Here is a 17216-nt window from a genome sequence, read left to right on the forward strand (position 1 = left end):
ATCACCATGAAGGCGACGACGGTGAAGATCACGATGGTCGAGATGTTCTTGAGCAGCGAGCCCATGCTCCGGGCGCGCTGCTCGCGCCGCTCGTGCAGGATGGGGGTGATCGCCTCGGCGGCCCGCGCACCCGGGACGGTGCCGGCCGCGGCGGTCCGGGTGATGCGGTCGATCAGGCGGTTCACGAGCCACCGGGCCGCGACCCCCGCGAGCACGAGGACGAGGATCGCCAGCGGCTTGGCCAGCAGCAGGTCGGAGAGCTCGGCAAGGGTGTCGTTGTCGGTCCACCGGTGGACGAGCCGGCAGATGGTGTTGTCCGAGTCCGCCCAGCACGGGTTCTCGGTGGCGTCGGCGGTCACGAGCATGCCCTCGACGTTAGCGGTCGGTCATCACCGTGCGCGGACGCCTCCAGGGGTTGCCCCGGCTCGAGCACTCGTGCTCGACCTGGGCCGCGAGGCTCAGCAGGAGCGGCTCGGCGCCCGGCTTCCCGGCGATCATCGTGCCGATCGGGAGGCCCGCCCGACTCCACCCGGTGGGCAGCGAGAGGGCCGGGGCACCGGCGATGTTCCAGACCGACGTGTAGGGAGTGAAGCCCTTCTGCGCCTCGAAGTCGGCAACGGGATCGGCATCGTCGCGCAACGAGCCGACGAGGGCAGGCAGCTGGCCGAGCGTGGGGGTGAGGACGACGTCATAGCCGGCGTAGGCCTCGAGGGTGCGCTGCTCGGCCTGGCGCATCGCGAGCAGCGCGGCGGCGTACTCGACGCCGGTGGCGGCGCGGCCACGGTCCCGCTCCCAGCGGGTGAGGGGTCGCAGCAGCTCCTCGCGCTCGGGGGGCACGTCGACCGAGGCCGCGCCGACGAACCAGGCGGTCTCGAACGCGGCGACCGTGTCCGGCCCGAACGGAGGGTCGACGTCGACCACGTCGTGCCCGAGGCGCTCGAGGAGGCGGCTGGTCTCCTCGTACGCGGCGACCACCTCGGGGTCGGGGGGCAGCTCGCTGATCACCGGGTCGCAGAAGCGTGCCACCCGCAGCCGACCGGGTGCCCGGCCGCAGGCGTCGAGCATGCGGCTCCCGGTGAGCGCGACGACGTCGAGCATCGCCGCGGCGTCACCGACGGTGAGAGCGAGGGTGCCGGGCACGGAGAGGCCGGAGACGTCGATCTCCTCGGGGGTCCCGGCGACCAACCCCCGGCTCACCTTGATGCCGACCAGTCCGCACGAGGATGCGGGGATGCGGACCGAACCGCCTCCGTCGGAGCCGACGGCCACCGGGACGAGGCCTGCCGCCACCGCTGCAGCGGCTCCGCCCGACGAACCACCGGCGCCACGGCTCAGGTCGTACGGGGTGCGGGACGGCGGTGCCACGTCCGGCTCGGTGTAGCAGGGGAGCCCGAGCTCGGGCGTGCTCGTCTTGCCGAGGCTGATCATCCCGGCCGACGCGACCCGTACGGCGATGGAGCCGTCGGTCTCCGGCACCAGGTCGGCGAAGGCGGCAGAGCCGTACGTCGTACGGACACCCGCGGTCGGCGTGAGGTCCTTCAGCGCCGTCGGCACCCCGAACATCGGCGGGAGGGCGTCGGCTCCGGACCCGCGCAGCGCGTCGCGGGCCGACAGCGCGGCGGCGCGTGCCTCGTCGGCGGTGACGGTCACGAAGGCACCGACCTCCGCGTCCAGAGCGCCGATCCGCTCCAGCAGCCTGTCGACCACTGCGACGGGATCGGTCTGGTCGCTGCGGTAGGCGGCGGCCAGCGCGAGGGCGGAGGCGGGAGGTGTGCCGAGCTGAGCGGGCATACCGCCGAGCCTAGACGCGGTCCCCCCTCGGCTAGAATGTCGCCATGCTGAGCCGGAGCCGTACCGCTGTCCGTTCTGCCGTCGCCGGTGCGCTGGTCGCGTCGCCGCTGCTTGCGGTCGCTGCTGCCGCACCCGCCGCCGCCGACGTCCCGGTCGGCTGGGAGGACCCCCAGTCGCTGACGACCCTCCAGCTGATCCTCATCTTCGCCGGGATCCCGCTGGGGATCGCGCTGGTCCTGACCGTCTTCGGCTACCTCCTGGCACGCCGGACGACACCGAGCTACCTCCCGTACGTCGTGGCGCCGGGCAAGGCGGTCACCTCGTCGTCCGAGCGCAAGACGCTCGAGTCCCACCGCTGACCGTCCGTCCTACCCGAGCCTTCGAGGAGACCCGCCCGTGAGCTTCTCCCGTCCTGGTGCGATCGATCTGTCCGCCCTCAAGAACGCTGCTCCCGGTGCTCCGGCCGGCGCTCCACGCGGCCCCGCACCCGCGGGTGCCTCGTGGGTGCTCGACGTCACCGAGCAGAACTTCCAGGACGTTCTCCAGAGCTCCCTCGACCATGTGGTCGTGCTGGCGCTCTGGTCGTCCCGTGCCCCGCAGGGTGACGACTTCAACCGGGTGCTCGCCACCGTCGCCAACTCCTACGGCGGTCGGCTCCTTCTGGCGCGGGTGGACGTCGACACCAGCCCGCAGATCGCGCAGATGCTCGGTGCACAGGGCGTTCCGTTCGTCGTCGGTGTCGTCAAGGGTCAGCCGGTCCCGCTGTTCCAGGGGACGGCTGACGAGGCGCAGGTCCGTCAGTACCTCGACGAGCTGCTCCGCGTCGCCCAGGCCAACGGCGTCACCGGGTCCGCCCCGCCGGTCGGCGGCGTGGCCGAGGTTGCCGAGGAGGAGCCCGCAGACGACCCGCGTTTCGCCGCGGCCGACGACGCCTTCGCGGAGGGCGACTACGCCACCGCGATCAGCGAGTACGAGAAGCTGCTCGCCGCCAACCCTGCCGACACCGAGGCAGCCGAGCGGCTCGCCGGTGCGCGACTTCTCGACCGCACCGCCGACGCCGACCTGACGGCGGCGCGCGAGGCGGCCGCCCAGAACCCCGACGACCTGGACGCGCAGATGCTCGTCGCCGACCTCGACCTCTCGGGCGGCCACGTCGACGACGCGTTCGGTCGCCTGATCGACCTCGTGCGACGCACGGCCGGTGACGAGCGCGAGCGGGTCCGCGGGCGGCTCGTCGAGATGTTCACGATCGTCGGCTCGGACGACCCCCGGGTCGCCCAGGCGCGCCGCAAGCTCGCCTCCGCCCTCTTCTGAGCGCGGGCCCCGGCGTCCGCTGTGGCGGCCCCTGCATACTGGCTCCATGCGACGGGTGGCGGGGGCCGGGCTGCTGACGCTCGGGATCCTGCTGGCGATCCTGGGCGCTGTGGTCGCGTTCGCTGTCGGCCCGGACGACCGCATGACGACCGGGACGCGCACGCTCGACACCGACTCGCGTGCGGTCGCGACCAGCCCGTCGGTGCTCGCCCGCCACGGCCCTCAGGTCAGCGTTCTCGTCGAGGTTCCGGACGATAAGCCGGTGTTCGTCGGACTGGCACACTCCCTCGACGTCGCCGACTACCTCTCGTCGACCTCGCACCTGGAGCTGACGCGCTACCGCGTCCCGTGGTCGGTGCGCACCCGGGCCGTCGAGGGTGAGCCGCAGCTTCCCGCGGCACCGACCGCGCTCGACTGGTGGCTCGAGCAGGCCTCCGGCGTCGGCGGTGCCGAGCTCCGCTTCCGGCTGCCCGACGAGACCGTCTCGCTGGCTGTGCTGGCCGTCGGCGACTCCGACCTCGCGGGCCTGCGCCTGACCGGTGCGTACGAGGTGCCGGGTGCCTTCGGGGTGGCGGTGGGGACGACGCTCGCCGGTCTCGGCGCCGTGGTCCTGGGTCTCGTCGCCCTCGGCGCCGTCGCGGGCGTACGCCGTCCGCCGCCGCCTGCCGATGCACCCGGGTTCGCCGACGACGAGTGGGACGCTCCCTGGCTGGAGACCGATCCCGCCGACGCCGACACGTGGGACGACTTCCTCACCGAGAAGGCAACCGCATGATCAGCGGCCGCCGTCCGGGCGCGGTGCTCGCTGCAGGACTCCTCGTCGGGGCGCTGGTCAGCGGGTGCGGCATCGTGCCACTCGAGAAGACCAGCACCGAGGTCTCGAAGATCGCGGCCGACCACGACGAGGTCGACCGTACCTACCGCAACTACGAGAAGGCCCGAGCCGCCGCCTTCGGCGCGCTGGATCCCGACATCCTGGCGCTCGTCGAGACCGGGCCGGTGCTCGCGGTCGACGGACGTGCGATCGACGTGGCGAAGCGCGTGCACGGCAGCGCGTCGACCGGGGCAGCGGTGGCGCCGGCGGAGATCGAGGACGTCTACACGCCGCGCCTGGACGCCTACCCCCTGTGGTTCGTCGTGACCGCGCGCGACGCGGCACGCGGCATGCGGAGGGTCCAGGTCTTCGAACGCGCGTCGTCCACCGAGCAGTGGGAGCTCACCGCCTCCCCCGAGGCGCTCCTCAGCACGGTCCTCCCCGTGCCGAGGACGGTCGACGGGGTGCTCGAGACGGTCCCCGCCGACGACGGCGACGGTCTGGTCTCGAGCCCGGCGGCCGCGATGCAGGCGTACGCGGCGGTCCTGGGCGACCCGAGCTCGCCGCGCGCCGACCAGGTCACCGCGGACTCGTTCGTCACCCAGATGCGCGCCCAGGCTGCCGGGCTCGCCAAGCCCGGCACGACCTTCCGCCGGACCTGGTCGTCGCAGCCGGTCACGCACACCATGCGGACGCAGGACGGCGGTGCGCTGGTCTTCGGGACGCTGATGCGCCAGGACGGCTGGGTCCTGGCACCCGGCGCGACGGTCACCTGGCCGGAGGCGTCGGAGCACAAGGCCTACCTCGGGAGCCCGATGACGGGATCCGGCGTGCTGCGCTACTACCACCAGGTGCTGATGTACGTCCCGCCGCAGGGCGGGGTCGGTCTGCCCCGCGTCCTCGGGCAGTACGGGGGAGTGGTCGACGTCGAGGAGACCGGCCCGGTGGAGGCGAGCCCCTGACGTCCAGGTCAGCGCTCGGGCGAGGGCCGGAAGACGTGGCCCGCCTCGCGGTAGGTGCCGTCCGGGTCGGCGTCGAGGCTGTCGAGCAGGTCGATCGTCGCTGCCGCGGCGCGCTCTCGCAGGAGGTCGCGGTCGCACCAGTGGACCGCGGCGATCTCGGTCGGCTGAAGCGTGAGCGGGGCGTCGGGGTCCCACGCCTCGACGTCGAACACGAACAGCACCGCGTCGTCCCAGGCGCTCCACGGCGGCAGCCAGTTGACGGTGCGCAGCCCGCGGATCCGTGCCTCGACACCGAGCTCCTCGCGGAGCTCCCGCACGACCGCGTCGGCGGGTGACTCACCGGGGTCGACGACCCCGCCGGGCAGGTCCCACTCGCGCTTGTAGGTCAGCTCGCACAGCAGCACCCGGCCGTCGGGGTCGCACACGAGCGCCTGCGCGATCGCGCGCTTCTTGGGCAGCGCCGCGTTGAGCATCGCGACGAAGCCCTCGCGGCTCTGCGGCTGGGGGTCGTCGGCGAGCCGCGACAACAGCTCCTGGTCGGGACCGTCGACGTGGCGGATCAGTCCGTCGCGTCGCATGCCCGCACGCGCCGCGGCCCGGCGGTCGGGCACGGCGTCCTCGTCGGTCAGTGTCTGGACCCGGGTGACGCCCAGCTCGTCGAACGCATGGGTGATCGCGAGGTTGACCGCCTGGGAGCGCAGGGGTTCCTCCGTGGGCCCGAGGTCCCACCGCAGGGACGCCGTACGCGCGTCGTCCAGACGCAGCGAGATGGTGCCGAGGGCACGGCCGTCCTCCAGGACCTCGAACGTCTCGCCGTCGACCGGCCGCAGCGTGAGGTCAGCCATCGGCGGGCTCCAGCCAGGTCACCGAGAGGGCAGGCAGACGGAGCTCGACCGAGTGCGGCTGGTCGTGCCACGCGACCTCGTCGGCCACGATCTCGGGACCGGGGGTGTCGCCCGTGCCGCCGTACGCCGCGTCGTCGGTGCAGAGCGCGACCCGCCATGCGCCCGCCAGGGGCAGCCCGACGCGGTAGGTCGGCCAGGTGCGGCCGGACAGGTTCGCCACGCACACGAGCGTACGACCGCCGCCGCGCCGCACGAAGGCGTAGACGTTGCCGGCGGCGTCGTCGGCCTCCAGCCACCGGAACCCGTCCGGGTCGTGGTCCTTGGCCCACAGCGCCGGGTTCGCGCCGTAGACCGCGTTCAGATCGGTGACGAGCCGCTGCACGCCGGCGTGCCCGGGATCGTCGAGCAGCGACCAGTCGAGCGAGCGTTCGTCGGACCACTCGGAGAGCTGGGCGATCTCCCCGCCCATGAAGAGCAGCTGCTTGCCCGGGTGGGACCACTGGTAGGCCAGCAACGAGCGCAGGTTGGCGAGCTGCTGCTCCCGGTCGCCCGCCATCTTGCCCAGCAGCGAGCCCTTGCCGTGCACGACCTCGTCGTGCGAGAAGGGAAGCACGAAGTTCTCGGCGTCGTGGTACATCATCGCGAACGTCAGCCGGTTGTGCTCCCCGCTGCGGTGCACGGGATCGACGGCGAAGTAGTCGAGTGTGTCGTGCATCCACCCGAGATTCCACTTGAACCCGAAGCCGAGACCGCCGTGGGTCACGTCGCGGGTCACGCCGTCGTAGGCCGTCGACTCCTCCGCGATCATCGCGATCGCGCCGAAGCGGTCATAGCACGACGCGTTGAGCTCCTGGAAGAACGTCACCGCGTCGAGGTCGATGTTGCCGCCGTGCGCGTTCGGCACCCAGCCGCCCGGTCCGCGCGAGTAGTCGAGATAGAGCATCGACGCGACGGCGTCGACCCGCAGGCCGTCGACGTGGAACTCCTCGAACCACCAGAAGGCGTTGGCGAGAAGGAACTCCCGCACCTCCTCCTTGCCCAGGTCGAAGACGTACGTCCCCCAGTCGGGGTGCTCGCCGCGGAGCGGGTCCGCGTGCTCGTAGAGGGGGGTGCCGTCGAAGCGCGCGAGCGCCCACTCGTCGCGCGGGAAGTGGGCCGGGACCCAGTCGAGGATCACGCCGATGCCCGCGGCGTGGAAGGCGTCGACGAGCGCCCGGAAGTCGTCGGGGTCGCCCCATCGCGAGGTCGGCGCGTAGTAGCCGGTCACCTGGTAGCCCCACGAACCGCCGTACGGGTGCTCCATCACCGGCATCAGCTCGACGTGGGAGAAACCGCGTTCTGCGACGTAGGGGACGAGGGTCTCGGCCAGCTCGCGATAGCCGAGACCGGTGCGCCACGAGCCGAGGTGCACCTCGTAGACGCTCATCGGCTCCGCCCACGGTCGCCGATCGCGCCGCTGCTCCATCCAGTCGTCGTCGGCCCAGGTGTAGCCCGACGCGAACACGCGTGAGGCGTTGGCCGGCGGGACCTCCGTCCAGAGGGCGAGAGGATCAGCCTTCTGACGCCAGACGTCGTCGGCGCCGTGCACGGCGTACTTGTAGAGCGCGCCGGCACCGAGCCCTTCGACGCGACCCCGCCACACGCCGTCGTCGCCGCGGACCAGCGGGTGGCCGCCGCCGTCCCATCCGTTGAAGTCGCCCAGGACCTGGACGTCACGGGCGTTCGGTGCCCAGACGGCGAAGTCGACGCCGCCGCGGCGCAGGTGTGAGCCGAGGTCGTGCCACAGGTCTCGAGTCATGGTCGGAGGCCCCTCACGTCCGGTCGTCGGCGAGCAGCTGGTCCAGCGCCTGCTCGGGAACCGCGCGCCAGTCAGGTCGGTGGTCGAGCTCGTAGACGAGCTCGTAGACGGCTTTGTCGATCTCGTACGCCCGCAGCAGCGCCGCCTCGACTCGCGTCGGCCCCGTGCGGTCGGCACTCTCGTCCGGCTGCCCGTGGTAGCCGTCGAGGAACGCCTGCCGGTTGCGTCGTACCCACGCGCGGGCCTGGTCCACCTCGTCCTCGCCGCGCGTGCCGGTCTGGAGGAGGTAGGAGAAGGCCGCGTAGTCGAACGACCGGACCATCCCGGCGACGTCACGCAGCCGGGAGTCGAGGGTCACCCGCTCCTCGAGCGGCGCGACCGGCTCGCCCTCGAAGTCGATCAGCTTCCACCCCGCCGTCGTGCGCAGCGTCTGGCCGAGGTGGAGGTCGCCGTGGACCCGCTGGGCGACGACCGGTCCGTCGAGCGAGCGCAGGACGCCGTAGCGCTGCCTCGCGCCCTCGGTGTAGCCCTCCACCTCGGGGCAGCGCTCGGCGAGCCGGTCGAGACGGGCGTCGAGGCGGTCGGCCAGCGCCTGCAGGTCGGCGGCCGCCCACTCGGTGGTCGGCAGGCGGTCGGCCATCAGGGCGTGCACGAACCGGACGGTCGCACCCAGGCGGGCGGACTCGGCGGCGAAGTCGCCACCGGCCTCCTCGGGCGCCAGGCCGGGCTCGGCGAGGAGGTCGCGCACGCTGGCTCGGGCGCCCTCCCACCCGTTGGTGGCCGTACGGAGGAACTTCTGCAGCATCGCCAGGTCGTACGAGGTCTCACCCTCGGCCGGTGTCGCCGAGATCCATCCCCACATGGGGGCGATCGCGTCCTCACCCGGACCAGCGAGCGCGTCGTGGATCTCGACGTCGGGGTTGCGGCCGGGGACGACCTTGCGGAAGACCTTCAGCATCGCGCGCTCGTCGACGACGACGGAGGTGTTGGACTGCTCGACCGAGAGCAGGACGGACTCCGACTCCGAGCCGATCGACGAGGTGCCGTCGTCGTCGGACGGGATCCGGGACACGTACGTCGCCGCGGACCCGGTGTCCTCGGCGAAGAACCCCTGCATGATCACCCGCCGCGCCTCCGGGTCGTGCAGCGCGTCGTAGACGAAGAGGTCGTCGACGGTCTCGCCGAGCCCGGGGGAGTAGGTGCCGATGAAGCCGTACGCGTTGGCCTCGACCGGCTCGGCGCGGTAGGCGAGCGGCACGTTGTAGGTGTGCGTGCCGCCGGGGCCGCGCACGGTCACGAGCTCGAAGCGGACGCCGAGGCCGGTCGCCGGCCGGCTCAGCCAGCCCAGCGGCGCGACGCGCTCCAGCTCCCAGCCCTCGCCCTCCCCGGAGAACCAGCGGCGTCGGACGAGGTAGTCGAGCAGGTCCTTGCGCTCGGCCGTCCTCCGATCGGCCGTCCCTCGGTCACCCGTCGTACGGTCGGTGCTCATCAGACCCCCTCGGTCTCGGCCGGTCGGCCCAGGCGGAACCAGTAGAACCCGTGCCCCGCCAGCGTCAGCAGGTAGGACAGCTCGCCGATGGCCGGGAACTCCACGCCTCCGAACGTCTCGATCGGGCGGACCCCGGCGTAGGCGTGGAGGTCGAGCTCGACCGGCTGCGGGAACCGCGACAGGTTGTTGACGCAGAGCATGACGTCGCCCTCGTGCTCGCGCAGGAACGACAGCACCGACGGGTTGGAGCCGCCGATGTCACGGAACGTGCCGACGCCGAACGCCGGGTGCTGCTTGCGGATGTGGATCATGCGTCGTGTCCAGTGCAGCAGCGAGGAGGTGTTCTCGCGCTCTGCCTCGACGTTGACCGACTGGTACCCGAAGACGGGGTCCATGATCACCGGGAGCGTCAGCTTGCCGGGATTGGCGACGGAGAAGCCGGCGTTGCGGTCGGGCGTCCACTGCATCGGCGTCCGGACGCCGTCGCGGTCGCCGAGCCAGATGTTGTCGCCCATGCCGATCTCGTCGCCGTAGTAGAGCACGGGAGAGCCGGGCAGGCTCAGCAGCAGCGCCGTGAACAGCTCCATGCGGTTGGTGTCGTTGTCCAGCAGCGGGGCGAGCCGGCGGCGGATGCCGATGTTGGCCTTCATCCGCGGGTCGGTGGCGTACTCGCTCCACATGTAGTCGCGGTCCTCGTCGGTCACCATCTCGAGGGTGAGCTCGTCGTGGTTGCGCAGGAAGATGCCCCACTGGCACCCCTCGGGGATGTCGGGCGTCTGCTCCATGATCTCGCTGATCGGGTAGCGCGACTCCCGGCGCACGCCCATGAAGAGGCGCGGCATCACGGGGAAGTGGAAGCACATGTGGCACTCGTCGCCGCCGACGGCCGGGTCGCCGAAGTAGTCGACCACGTCGGAGGGCCACTGGTTGGCCTCGGCGAGCAGGACGCGGCCCGGATAGTGCTCGTCGACGTAGCGACGGACCGTGCGGAGGAAGGCGTGGGTCGGCTCGAGGTTCTCGCCGCTGGTCCCCTCCTGCTCGTACAGGTAGGGCACGGCGTCGAGCCGGAACCCGTCCACACCGAGGTCGAGCCAGAAGCGGAGGACGTCGAGCATCGCCTCGTGCACCGCCGGGTTCTCGAAGTTGAGGTCCGGCTGGTGGCTGTAGAAGCGGTGCCAGAAGTAGCGACCCCGGACGGGGTCGTACGTCCAGTTCGAGCTCTCGGTGTCGACGAAGATGATGCGGGCGTCGGAGTAGGCCTCGTCGTCCTCGCGCCACACGTAGAAGTCGCCGTACGGCCCGTCGGGATCGGTGCGCGACTCCTGGAACCACGGGTGGGCGTCGGACGTGTGGTTCATGACGACGTCGATGATGATGCGGATGCCGCGCTCGTGGGCGGCGTCGAGGAGCGTCTTGAAGTCCTCGACGGTCCCGAGCTCGGGCGACACGCTGGTGTAGTCGGCGACGTCGTAGCCGCCGTCACGCAGCGGGGAGGGGAAGAACGGCGGGAGCCACAGGCAGTCGACGCCGAGCCACTGGAGGTAGTCGAGCTTGCTGGTGATGCCGGCGAGATCGCCGATCCCGTCACCGGTCGAGTCGTGGAACGACCGGACCAGAACCTCGTAGAACACGGCACGCTTGAACCACAGCGGATCGTCGTCGCGCCGGTCGGTGGGGGAGCCCGGCACGGGCACGGGGGCGTCCATGCGCGCCATCCTCGCACGGCCTCCCACAGCCCCGAAGGTCGCGGCACTAGGCTGTTCCCATGCTTCTGGCCGTGGTCGCCGCAGCCCTCACGGGAGTCGCCATCGGGGCGCTCATCGTGTGGTTGAGCGCACGCCAGGGCGCGCCCGAGCCGATCACCGGACGGCAGCTCACGCCGATCGCGCCCGAGCTCAAGAAGGCCGCGCTCGAGACGCGCGGCAACCGCCCGGTCGACGAGGTGACGCGCTCGGAGATCACCCGTCTGCTCGAGTCGGGCCGCAAGATGGAGGCGACCCGGCTCCTCCACGCCAGCGCCGACATGTCGCTGCTTCAGGCCAAGGCCCGCATCGAGGAGTGGTCCGACGCGGTCGAGCGTCGCCTGCTCGGCCAGGCATATGCCGACGCCGTCAACCTCGACCACGCCGAGATCGACGAGACGCTCGCGGGCGACCTGCGCGAGCTGCTCAGCCGGCGGTGGGGACGATGGCGCGCGCTCAAGGTGCTCCGGCGCCGGACGACGATGCGGCTCATCGACGCCATGCACTACCTCGACGCACTCCTCCGGACCCCCAGCGCCGCTCGGCTTCCCGTCGACGTCCCGGAGGCGGTCCCGTCGACGACCGAGCCGACCATCGTGGTGCAGCCGGCCCCGGTCGTGCAGCCGGCTCCGGTCGTACGGCCCGCCCCGGTCGAGCGTCCGCCCGGCGGCTGAGCTGGAGCCGAGCGGGAGCGACGACTCGGGGAGGTCCCTACCGCAGCACGGTCAGCACGTGCGCGACCTCGGCGTCACCGCCCAGCCGGACGTAGTTCTCCTCGGTCCAGTCGAACACCTCGCCGCTGAGCTCGTCGCGGACCGCGAAGCGCTCACCCCAGCCGATGCCGAGCGCCGGCAGGTCGAGGCGGACGATCGTCTCGTGGGCGGCGCCGGGGTCGAGGTTCGCGACGACGATCACGGCGTCGTCGCGGGTGTCGCCGAGGTGGCGGCGCGAGAAGCAGAGGATGTGCTCGGAGTCGTTCGGGTGCACGGCGAGCCGGTGCAGCTGCCGTAGTGCCGGGTGCCGGCGCCGTACATCGTTGAGCCTCGCCACGAACGGCGCCAGCGAGTCGGCGACGCCGTAGTCGCGGTGCTTGATCTCGTACTTCTCCGAGTCGAGGTATTCCTCCGAGCCTGGACGCAGCGCGGTGTGCTCGAGCAGCTCGTAGCCCGAGTACATCCCCCACGTCGGCGCACCTGTGGCCGCCAGCACGGCCCGCAGCCGGAACATCGCCGGATCGCCGGTCTGGAGGTGGACCGGGAGGATGTCGGGGGTGTTCACCCAGAACGCCGGGCGCATCACGTCGGCCTTGCGGCCCGTGACCTCCTCGAGGTAGGCGGTGAGCTCCTCCTTGGTCTCGCGCCAGGTGAAGTAGGTGTAGGACTGGTGGAACCCGACGGTCCCGAGGGCCCGCATCATCGCCGGACGGGTGAACGCCTCGGCGAGGAACACGACGTCGGGGTCGGTGCGACGGATCTCCGCGAGCAGCCGCTCCCAGAACGGGACCGGCTTGGTGTGCGGGTTGTCGACCCGGAAGATCCGGATCCCGTGCGACATCCAGTGCCGCACCACTCGCAGCACCTCCGCATGCAGTCCCTCGGGGTCGTTGTCGAAGTTGAGCGGATAGATGTCCTGGTACTTCTTCGGCGGGTTCTCGGCGTAGGCGATGGTGCCGTCGGCGCGGGTCGTGAACCACTCCGGGTGCGCGGCCACCCACGGGTGGTCAGGAGCGCACTGGAGCGCGAGGTCGAGTGCCACCTCCATGCCGCGGTCACGCGTCGCGGCCACGAAGGCGTCGAGGTCCTCGAGGGTGCCGAGCTCGGGGTGGATCGCGTCGTGGCCGCCCTCCGCGGCACCGATCGCCCACGGCGACCCGGGATCGCCCGGCTCGGCGTGGAGCGAGTTGTTGCGCCCCTTGCGGTTGACCCGCCCGATCGGGTGGATCGGCGGCAGGTAGACGACGTCGAACCCCATCGCCGCCACCCGGTCGAGCTGGTCGATCGCCGGCCGCAGACCCCCGAACGATCGGGGGAACAGCTCGTACCAGGCGCCCGCGAGGGCCCGCTCGCGGTCGGCGAAGACGGGGTACGGTCCGGTGCTGCCGACGAGGTCCCGCAACGGGAACCGGCTCATGATGCCGAGGATCTCCGGCGTCCTCGCCGCGTCGACCCGCTCGGCGGCGTCGAGGCTCGGGTCACGGAGGACCTTCGCCGCCTTGCGAAGCGCCGCTCGTTCCGCCGTCCGGTCGCGGGGGAGCGTCGTCGCCGCGCGCTCCAGCACGACCGCTCCTTCGATGGGCATCAGCTCTCTGTCCACGTCCGCGGCGACCTTTACCGGGGCGTCGTGCAGCCACGTGCCGAACGGGTCGGACCAGGTCTCGATCCGGAACGTCCACGGTCCGACCTCGTCCAGGGTCACCCACAGCTCGTGGTGGTCGTTGTCGAGGTGCGGCAGTGGGAGCAGGGGCCGGTCGCGTCCGTCCGGGCCGGCGAGCACCACCCCCGCGCCGAGGGCGTCGTGGCCCTCACGGAAGATCCGGGCACGGATCGGGAACGGTTCCCCCACGGCGGCCTTCGCGGCGTAGGCGCCATTCTCGACGACAGGGCACACGTCCATCACGGGGATGCGCAACATGGGCCCGACGCTATCCGACGCGACGCGGCCCCTCAGGAGGCGATCAGCAGCACCATGCTGTGCGCGGCGACCGGCACCGCGGCACCAGGACCGTAGGACGTGGCGTGGTCGAGATCGGCGGTGTCGAGCGCCACGGCGTACGTCTGCTCCCACGCGCCGTCGGGGAGCGCCCACTCCTGCGGCTCGTCTCCGGCGTTGAGCAGCACGACCGCGCACGCCGCGTCGGCGCCGCCGTCGAGCGCCATCCCGATCGTGCGGAGGCCTTCGTCGTGCCAGTCGTCGGGGGCCCACGGCCGCCCGTCGGGGTGGAGCCAGCGAAGGTCCTCGCGGCCGGTCTCGTCCGACACCTCGCCGGTGAAGAAGCGGGTGGTCCGGAGCGCCGGGTGCTCGGCCCGCAGCGTCGTCAGCCGCGAGACCACCTCGCGGACGTGCTCCCAGCCGACCTCCGGCACCGGCGGCAGCCAGGTGGTGGGGGAGTCGTGGCAGTACGCGTTGTTGTTGCCGCCCTGGGTCTGACCGAGCTCGTCGCCCGCGCGCAGCATCGGCACGCCGGCTGCGACCAGCGTGGTCGCCACGAGGTTCGCCGACTGGCGTCGCCGTAGCGTCAGGACGTCGACGTCGTCGGTCTCGCCCTCGACGCCGCAGTTCCACGAGCGGTTGTCGGAGTGCCCGTCGCGGTTGTCCTCGCCGTTGGCCTCGTTGTGCTTGTCGTCGTACGAGACGAGGTCGCGCAGCGAGAACCCGTCGTGCGCCGTGACGAAGCTCACCGACGCCTGCGGTGGCCGTCCGCTCGGTGCGAAGACCTCCGACGACCCGGCGAGGCGGGTCGCGATCCCGGCGACGCCGCCGCCGTGCCCGCGCCAGAAGTCGCGCACGTCGTCGCGGAAGCCGTCGTTCCACTCGCTCCAGCCCTGGGGATACCCCCCGACCAGGTAGCCGTCCATGCTTGCGTCCCACGGCTCGGCCACCAGCTTGACGTCGCGCAGCACCGGGTCGCGGCCGATCGCGGCGATCAGCGACTCGGCGAGGGTGACTCGACCGGTCTCGTCGCGGGCGAGGGCCGAGGCGAGGTCGAAGCGGAACCCGTCGACGTGCATCTCGCGGACCCAGTAGCGCAGCGACTCGAGGATGAGCTCCGACCCGGGCCCGGAGTCGGACCGCACCGTGTTGCCGCAGCCGGTCACGTCGAAGTAGTGGCCGTCGGAGTGCCGGTAGTAGCCGTCGTCGTCGAGGGCGCGGAGATGGATCGTCGGCCCGCCGTCGCCGCCCTCGCCGGTGTGGTTGTAGACGACGTCGAGGATCACCTCGAGGTTGCGGGCGTGCAGCGCCCGCACCATCTCCTTGAACTCGCGCACCGGATCGTCGGACGCGGCGTACGGGGCGTGGGGCGCGAGGAACGAGACGCTGTTGTAGCCCCAGTAGTTGACGAGCCCGCGGTCGGCAACGGTCGGCTCGGTGACGAAGTGGTGGATCGGCAGCAGCTCGACCGCGGTGACACCGAGCGCGACGAGACGGTCCAGGGTCGCGGGGTGCGCGAGACCCGCGTAGGTGCCGCGCAGCTCCTCCGGCACGTCGGGGTCCTGCTTGGTGAGGCCCCGCACGTGCGCCTCGTAGATGACCGTGCGGTCCCAGGGCGTGCGCGGTGCGCTGTCGCCCGACCAGTCGAACGCCGTCTCGGCCACGTACGCCCGCAACCGGGAGGCGTTGCCGTCCAACCCGCCGCGGACGTGCATGGCGTACGGGTCGAGGACCCGGGTGCCGTCGACCTCGAAGGCGTACTCCTGCCCGGGACCGGTGCCACGCACCTCGAGGTGCCACACCGACCCGGTCCGGGACTCCAGCTCGTACGTCCCCACCCCCGGGAGGTGGAGCCGCACGCTGCGGGCCTGCGGTGCGTGCACCGCGAAGTTGGTGCCGCCGACGACGGGCCGGGCGCCGAGGGGGTGGCAGCTCCCCGCCACGCTCGGGTGACGCTCGTACGCCCAGGTCTCGGCCATGAGCCCCATCATGCGGTACGACCACCACGCGCTCGGCCCCGCATCCGTAGCGTTCGCTACCCTCGGAGCCACGGCGGACGTCGACAGCAGCACTGTCACGACGCTCCGCCGGACCCGGCATCCCACAAGAGAGGCAGCGCGCATGGGCGAGCTCGTCAGGCTCGAGGTTTCGGACGGCGTCGGCACGATCCGGCTCGACCGGCCGAAGATGAACGCGATCAGCGCGCAGCTCCAGACCGAGCTCGCGGAGTGCGCCGTCGAGGCCTCCGCGCGCGACGACGTCGCCGCGGTCGTCGTCTACGGCGGAGAGCGCGTCTTCGCCGCGGGTGCGGACATCAAGGAGATGGCCGACCTCACCTATCCGCAGATGAACGTGCGCGCCCAGCAGCTCCAGGCGGCGCTCAACGCCGTGGCGGCGATCCCCAAGCCGACGGTGTCCGCGATCACCGGCTACGCCCTCGGCGGCGGTTGCGAGCTGGCGATGTGCACCGACGTCCGCTTCGCCGCCGACAACGCCAAGCTCGGCCAGCCCGAGATCCTCCTCGGCATCGTCCCCGGCGCCGGAGGCACCCAGCGCCTGCCGCGACTCGTCGGCCCCGCGAAGGCGAAGGACCTCATGTTCACCGGCCGTCAGGTCGACGCTGCGGAGGCGCTCTCGATCGGGCTCGTCGACCGCGTGCTTCCCGCCGCGTCTGTCTACGAGGAGGCCGTCGCGTGGGCCCGCCAGTTCGTCGGCGGCGCGTCCCTCGCGCTGCGGGCGGTCAAGGAGGCCGTCGACCGTGGTCTCGAGGTCGACCTGGTGACCGGGCTCGAGATCGAGCGCCACGCGTTCGCCGCCCTGTTCGCGACCGAGGACCAGAAGACCGGCATGCGGTCGTTCATCGAGAACGGGCCTGGCAAGGCCACCTTCGAAGGAAAGTAAGCAGCAAGCATGAGCACGATCGCCACCCCCAACCCCCATGCCAGCGCCGACGAGGTGGAGGCCGCCTGGTCCGACACCAAGCTCGCCCAGGTGCTCTACCACGACTGGGAGGCGCAGACCTACGACGAGAAGTGGTCGATCTCGTTCGACGAGCGCTGCATCTCCTACGCCCGGGAGCGCTTCGTCGCCGTCGCCGGCGAGGGAGACTGGCCGTACGGACGCAGTCTCGAGATCGGTGCGGGCACCGGCTTCTTCACCCTCAACCTGATGCTCGCCGGCGTGGTCGACAAGGGCACGGTCACCGACATCTCCCCGGGGATGGTCCAGGTCGCCCAGCGCAACGCCGAGGGCCTCGGCCTCTCGCTGGACGGGCAGGCCGCCGACGCCGAGGAGCTGCCGTACCCCGACGAGTCCTTCGACCTCGTCATCGGCCACGCCGTCATCCACCACATCCCCGACGTCGAGAAGGCGTTCCGAGAGATGCTGCGCGTGCTCCGTCCGGGCGGACGGATCGTGATCTGCGGCGAGCCGACCACGCGTGGCGACTTCGTGGCCCGCCGCCTGTCGCGCCTGACCTGGTGGGCGGCGACCCGCGCGACCCGGCTGGGTCCGCTGCGCGACTGGGCGCGTCCGGCCGAGGAGCTCGACGAGTCCTCGCGTGCGGCCGCGCTGGAGGCCGTGGTCGACCTGCACACGTTCGAGCCCGCCGACCTGGAGCGTCTGGTGCTGCGCGCGGGCGGGGTCGACGTCCGTACGCAGACCGAGGAGCTGACCGCGTCCTGGTTCGGGTGGCCGGTACGCACCTTCGAGGCCGCGGTCCCCGAGGACAAGCTCGGCCCGCGCTGGCGGATGTTCGCCTACCGCTCGTGGGTGCGGCTGTCCGCGCTCGACAAGGCGCTCGCGCCGGTCGT

14 protein-coding genes and 1 pseudogene are annotated in these 17216 nt (G+C 71.8%); 7 read left to right on the forward strand and 8 right to left on the reverse strand.

Translation table 11 applies throughout. From position 1 onward, the window contains the following. Positions 1-365: pseudogene (locus PV363_RS02060) on the reverse strand (hypothetical protein); the annotation flags it as partial. Between the two features lie 10 nt (positions 366-375). Beyond that, positions 376-1791, reverse strand: a complete 1416-nt coding sequence (locus tag PV363_RS02065; RefSeq protein WP_220346820.1) for an amidase — start codon at positions 1789-1791, stop codon at positions 376-378. Positions 1792-1835: 44 nt separating this feature from the next. On the opposite strand from PV363_RS02065, the gene PV363_RS02070 reads away from it, so the two are divergent. From PV363_RS02070 to PV363_RS02085, 4 genes are read left to right on the forward strand one after another with little or no spacing between them, the layout of a single operon-like run. Then, positions 1836-2150 carry a hypothetical protein gene (locus PV363_RS02070; RefSeq protein ID WP_220341133.1) on the forward strand — a complete coding sequence of 105 codons (315 nt, stop codon included), beginning with the start codon at positions 1836-1838 and terminating at the stop codon, positions 2148-2150. A 37-nt stretch (positions 2151-2187) separates the two neighbouring features. Next, positions 2188-3105 (forward strand): tetratricopeptide repeat protein, encoded by a 918-nt coding sequence (locus PV363_RS02075; protein WP_220346822.1) that lies wholly within the window; start codon positions 2188-2190, stop codon positions 3103-3105. 46 nt (positions 3106-3151) lie between these two features. Beyond that, positions 3152-3880, forward strand: a complete 729-nt coding sequence (locus PV363_RS02080) for a hypothetical protein (RefSeq protein ID WP_220341135.1) — start codon at positions 3152-3154, stop codon at positions 3878-3880. Beyond that, the gene (locus PV363_RS02085; protein ID WP_301021577.1) at positions 3877-4881 is read left to right on the forward strand and encodes a hypothetical protein; all 1005 of its coding nucleotides are present in this window, start codon (positions 3877-3879) and stop codon (positions 4879-4881) included. Before PV363_RS02080 ends, PV363_RS02085 begins: the two co-directional genes overlap by 4 nt. Before the next feature lie 8 nt (positions 4882-4889). Here PV363_RS02085 and PV363_RS02090 read toward each other — a convergent pair whose 3' ends face one another. Genes PV363_RS02090 through treS form a run of 4 tightly spaced genes read right to left on the reverse strand, consistent with a single transcriptional unit; the run spans position 4890 to position 10728 of the window. Beyond that, entirely contained in the window at positions 4890-5726 is an 837-nt protein-coding gene (locus tag PV363_RS02090) for an NUDIX hydrolase (protein WP_301021578.1), read from the reverse strand. Next, positions 5719-7524, reverse strand: coding sequence for a 1,4-alpha-glucan branching protein GlgB (gene glgB / locus PV363_RS02095; RefSeq protein ID WP_301021579.1), 1806 nt, complete (start codon positions 7522-7524; stop codon positions 5719-5721). Before glgB ends, PV363_RS02090 begins: the two co-directional genes overlap by 8 nt. Before the next feature lie 13 nt (positions 7525-7537). After that, positions 7538-9013, reverse strand: a complete 1476-nt coding sequence (locus PV363_RS02100; RefSeq protein ID WP_220346826.1) for an aminoglycoside phosphotransferase — start codon at positions 9011-9013, stop codon at positions 7538-7540. Continuing rightward, complete coding sequence (gene treS / locus PV363_RS02105; RefSeq protein ID WP_220341139.1) at positions 9013-10728, reverse strand: maltose alpha-D-glucosyltransferase; 1716 nt, start codon at positions 10726-10728, stop codon at positions 9013-9015. Before treS ends, PV363_RS02100 begins: the two co-directional genes overlap by 1 nt. Positions 10729-10778: 50 nt before the next feature. Here treS and PV363_RS02110 point away from each other — a divergent pair, with 50 nt between their 5' ends. Beyond that, entirely contained in the window at positions 10779-11429 is a 651-nt protein-coding gene (locus tag PV363_RS02110; protein WP_220341140.1) for a hypothetical protein, read from the forward strand. Positions 11430-11466: 37 nt separating this feature from the next. Here PV363_RS02110 and PV363_RS02115 read toward each other — a convergent pair whose 3' ends face one another. Together PV363_RS02115 and glgX are read right to left on the reverse strand one after the other, a co-directional pair. Further along, positions 11467-13386, reverse strand: coding sequence for an alpha-1,4-glucan--maltose-1-phosphate maltosyltransferase (locus PV363_RS02115; RefSeq protein ID WP_301021580.1), 1920 nt, complete (start codon positions 13384-13386; stop codon positions 11467-11469). Between the two features lie 32 nt (positions 13387-13418). After that, entirely contained in the window at positions 13419-15383 is a 1965-nt protein-coding gene (gene glgX / locus PV363_RS02120; protein WP_301021581.1) for a glycogen debranching protein GlgX, read from the reverse strand. Positions 15384-15525: 142 nt separating this feature from the next. On the opposite strand from glgX, the gene PV363_RS02125 reads away from it, so the two are divergent. Beyond that, on the forward strand, positions 15526-16305 hold the full coding sequence (locus PV363_RS02125; RefSeq protein ID WP_301021582.1) for an enoyl-CoA hydratase-related protein: 780 nt from the start codon (positions 15526-15528) through the stop codon (positions 16303-16305). A 9-nt stretch (positions 16306-16314) separates the two neighbouring features. Further along, positions 16315-17216, forward strand: a 902-nt coding sequence (locus PV363_RS02130) for a class I SAM-dependent methyltransferase (protein WP_301021583.1), incomplete at its 3' end; no start/stop codon positions are given.

The sequence above is a fragment of the Mumia sp. genome (genome assembly GCF_028803055.1).
Classification (GTDB): domain Bacteria; phylum Actinomycetota; class Actinomycetes; order Propionibacteriales; family Nocardioidaceae; genus Mumia.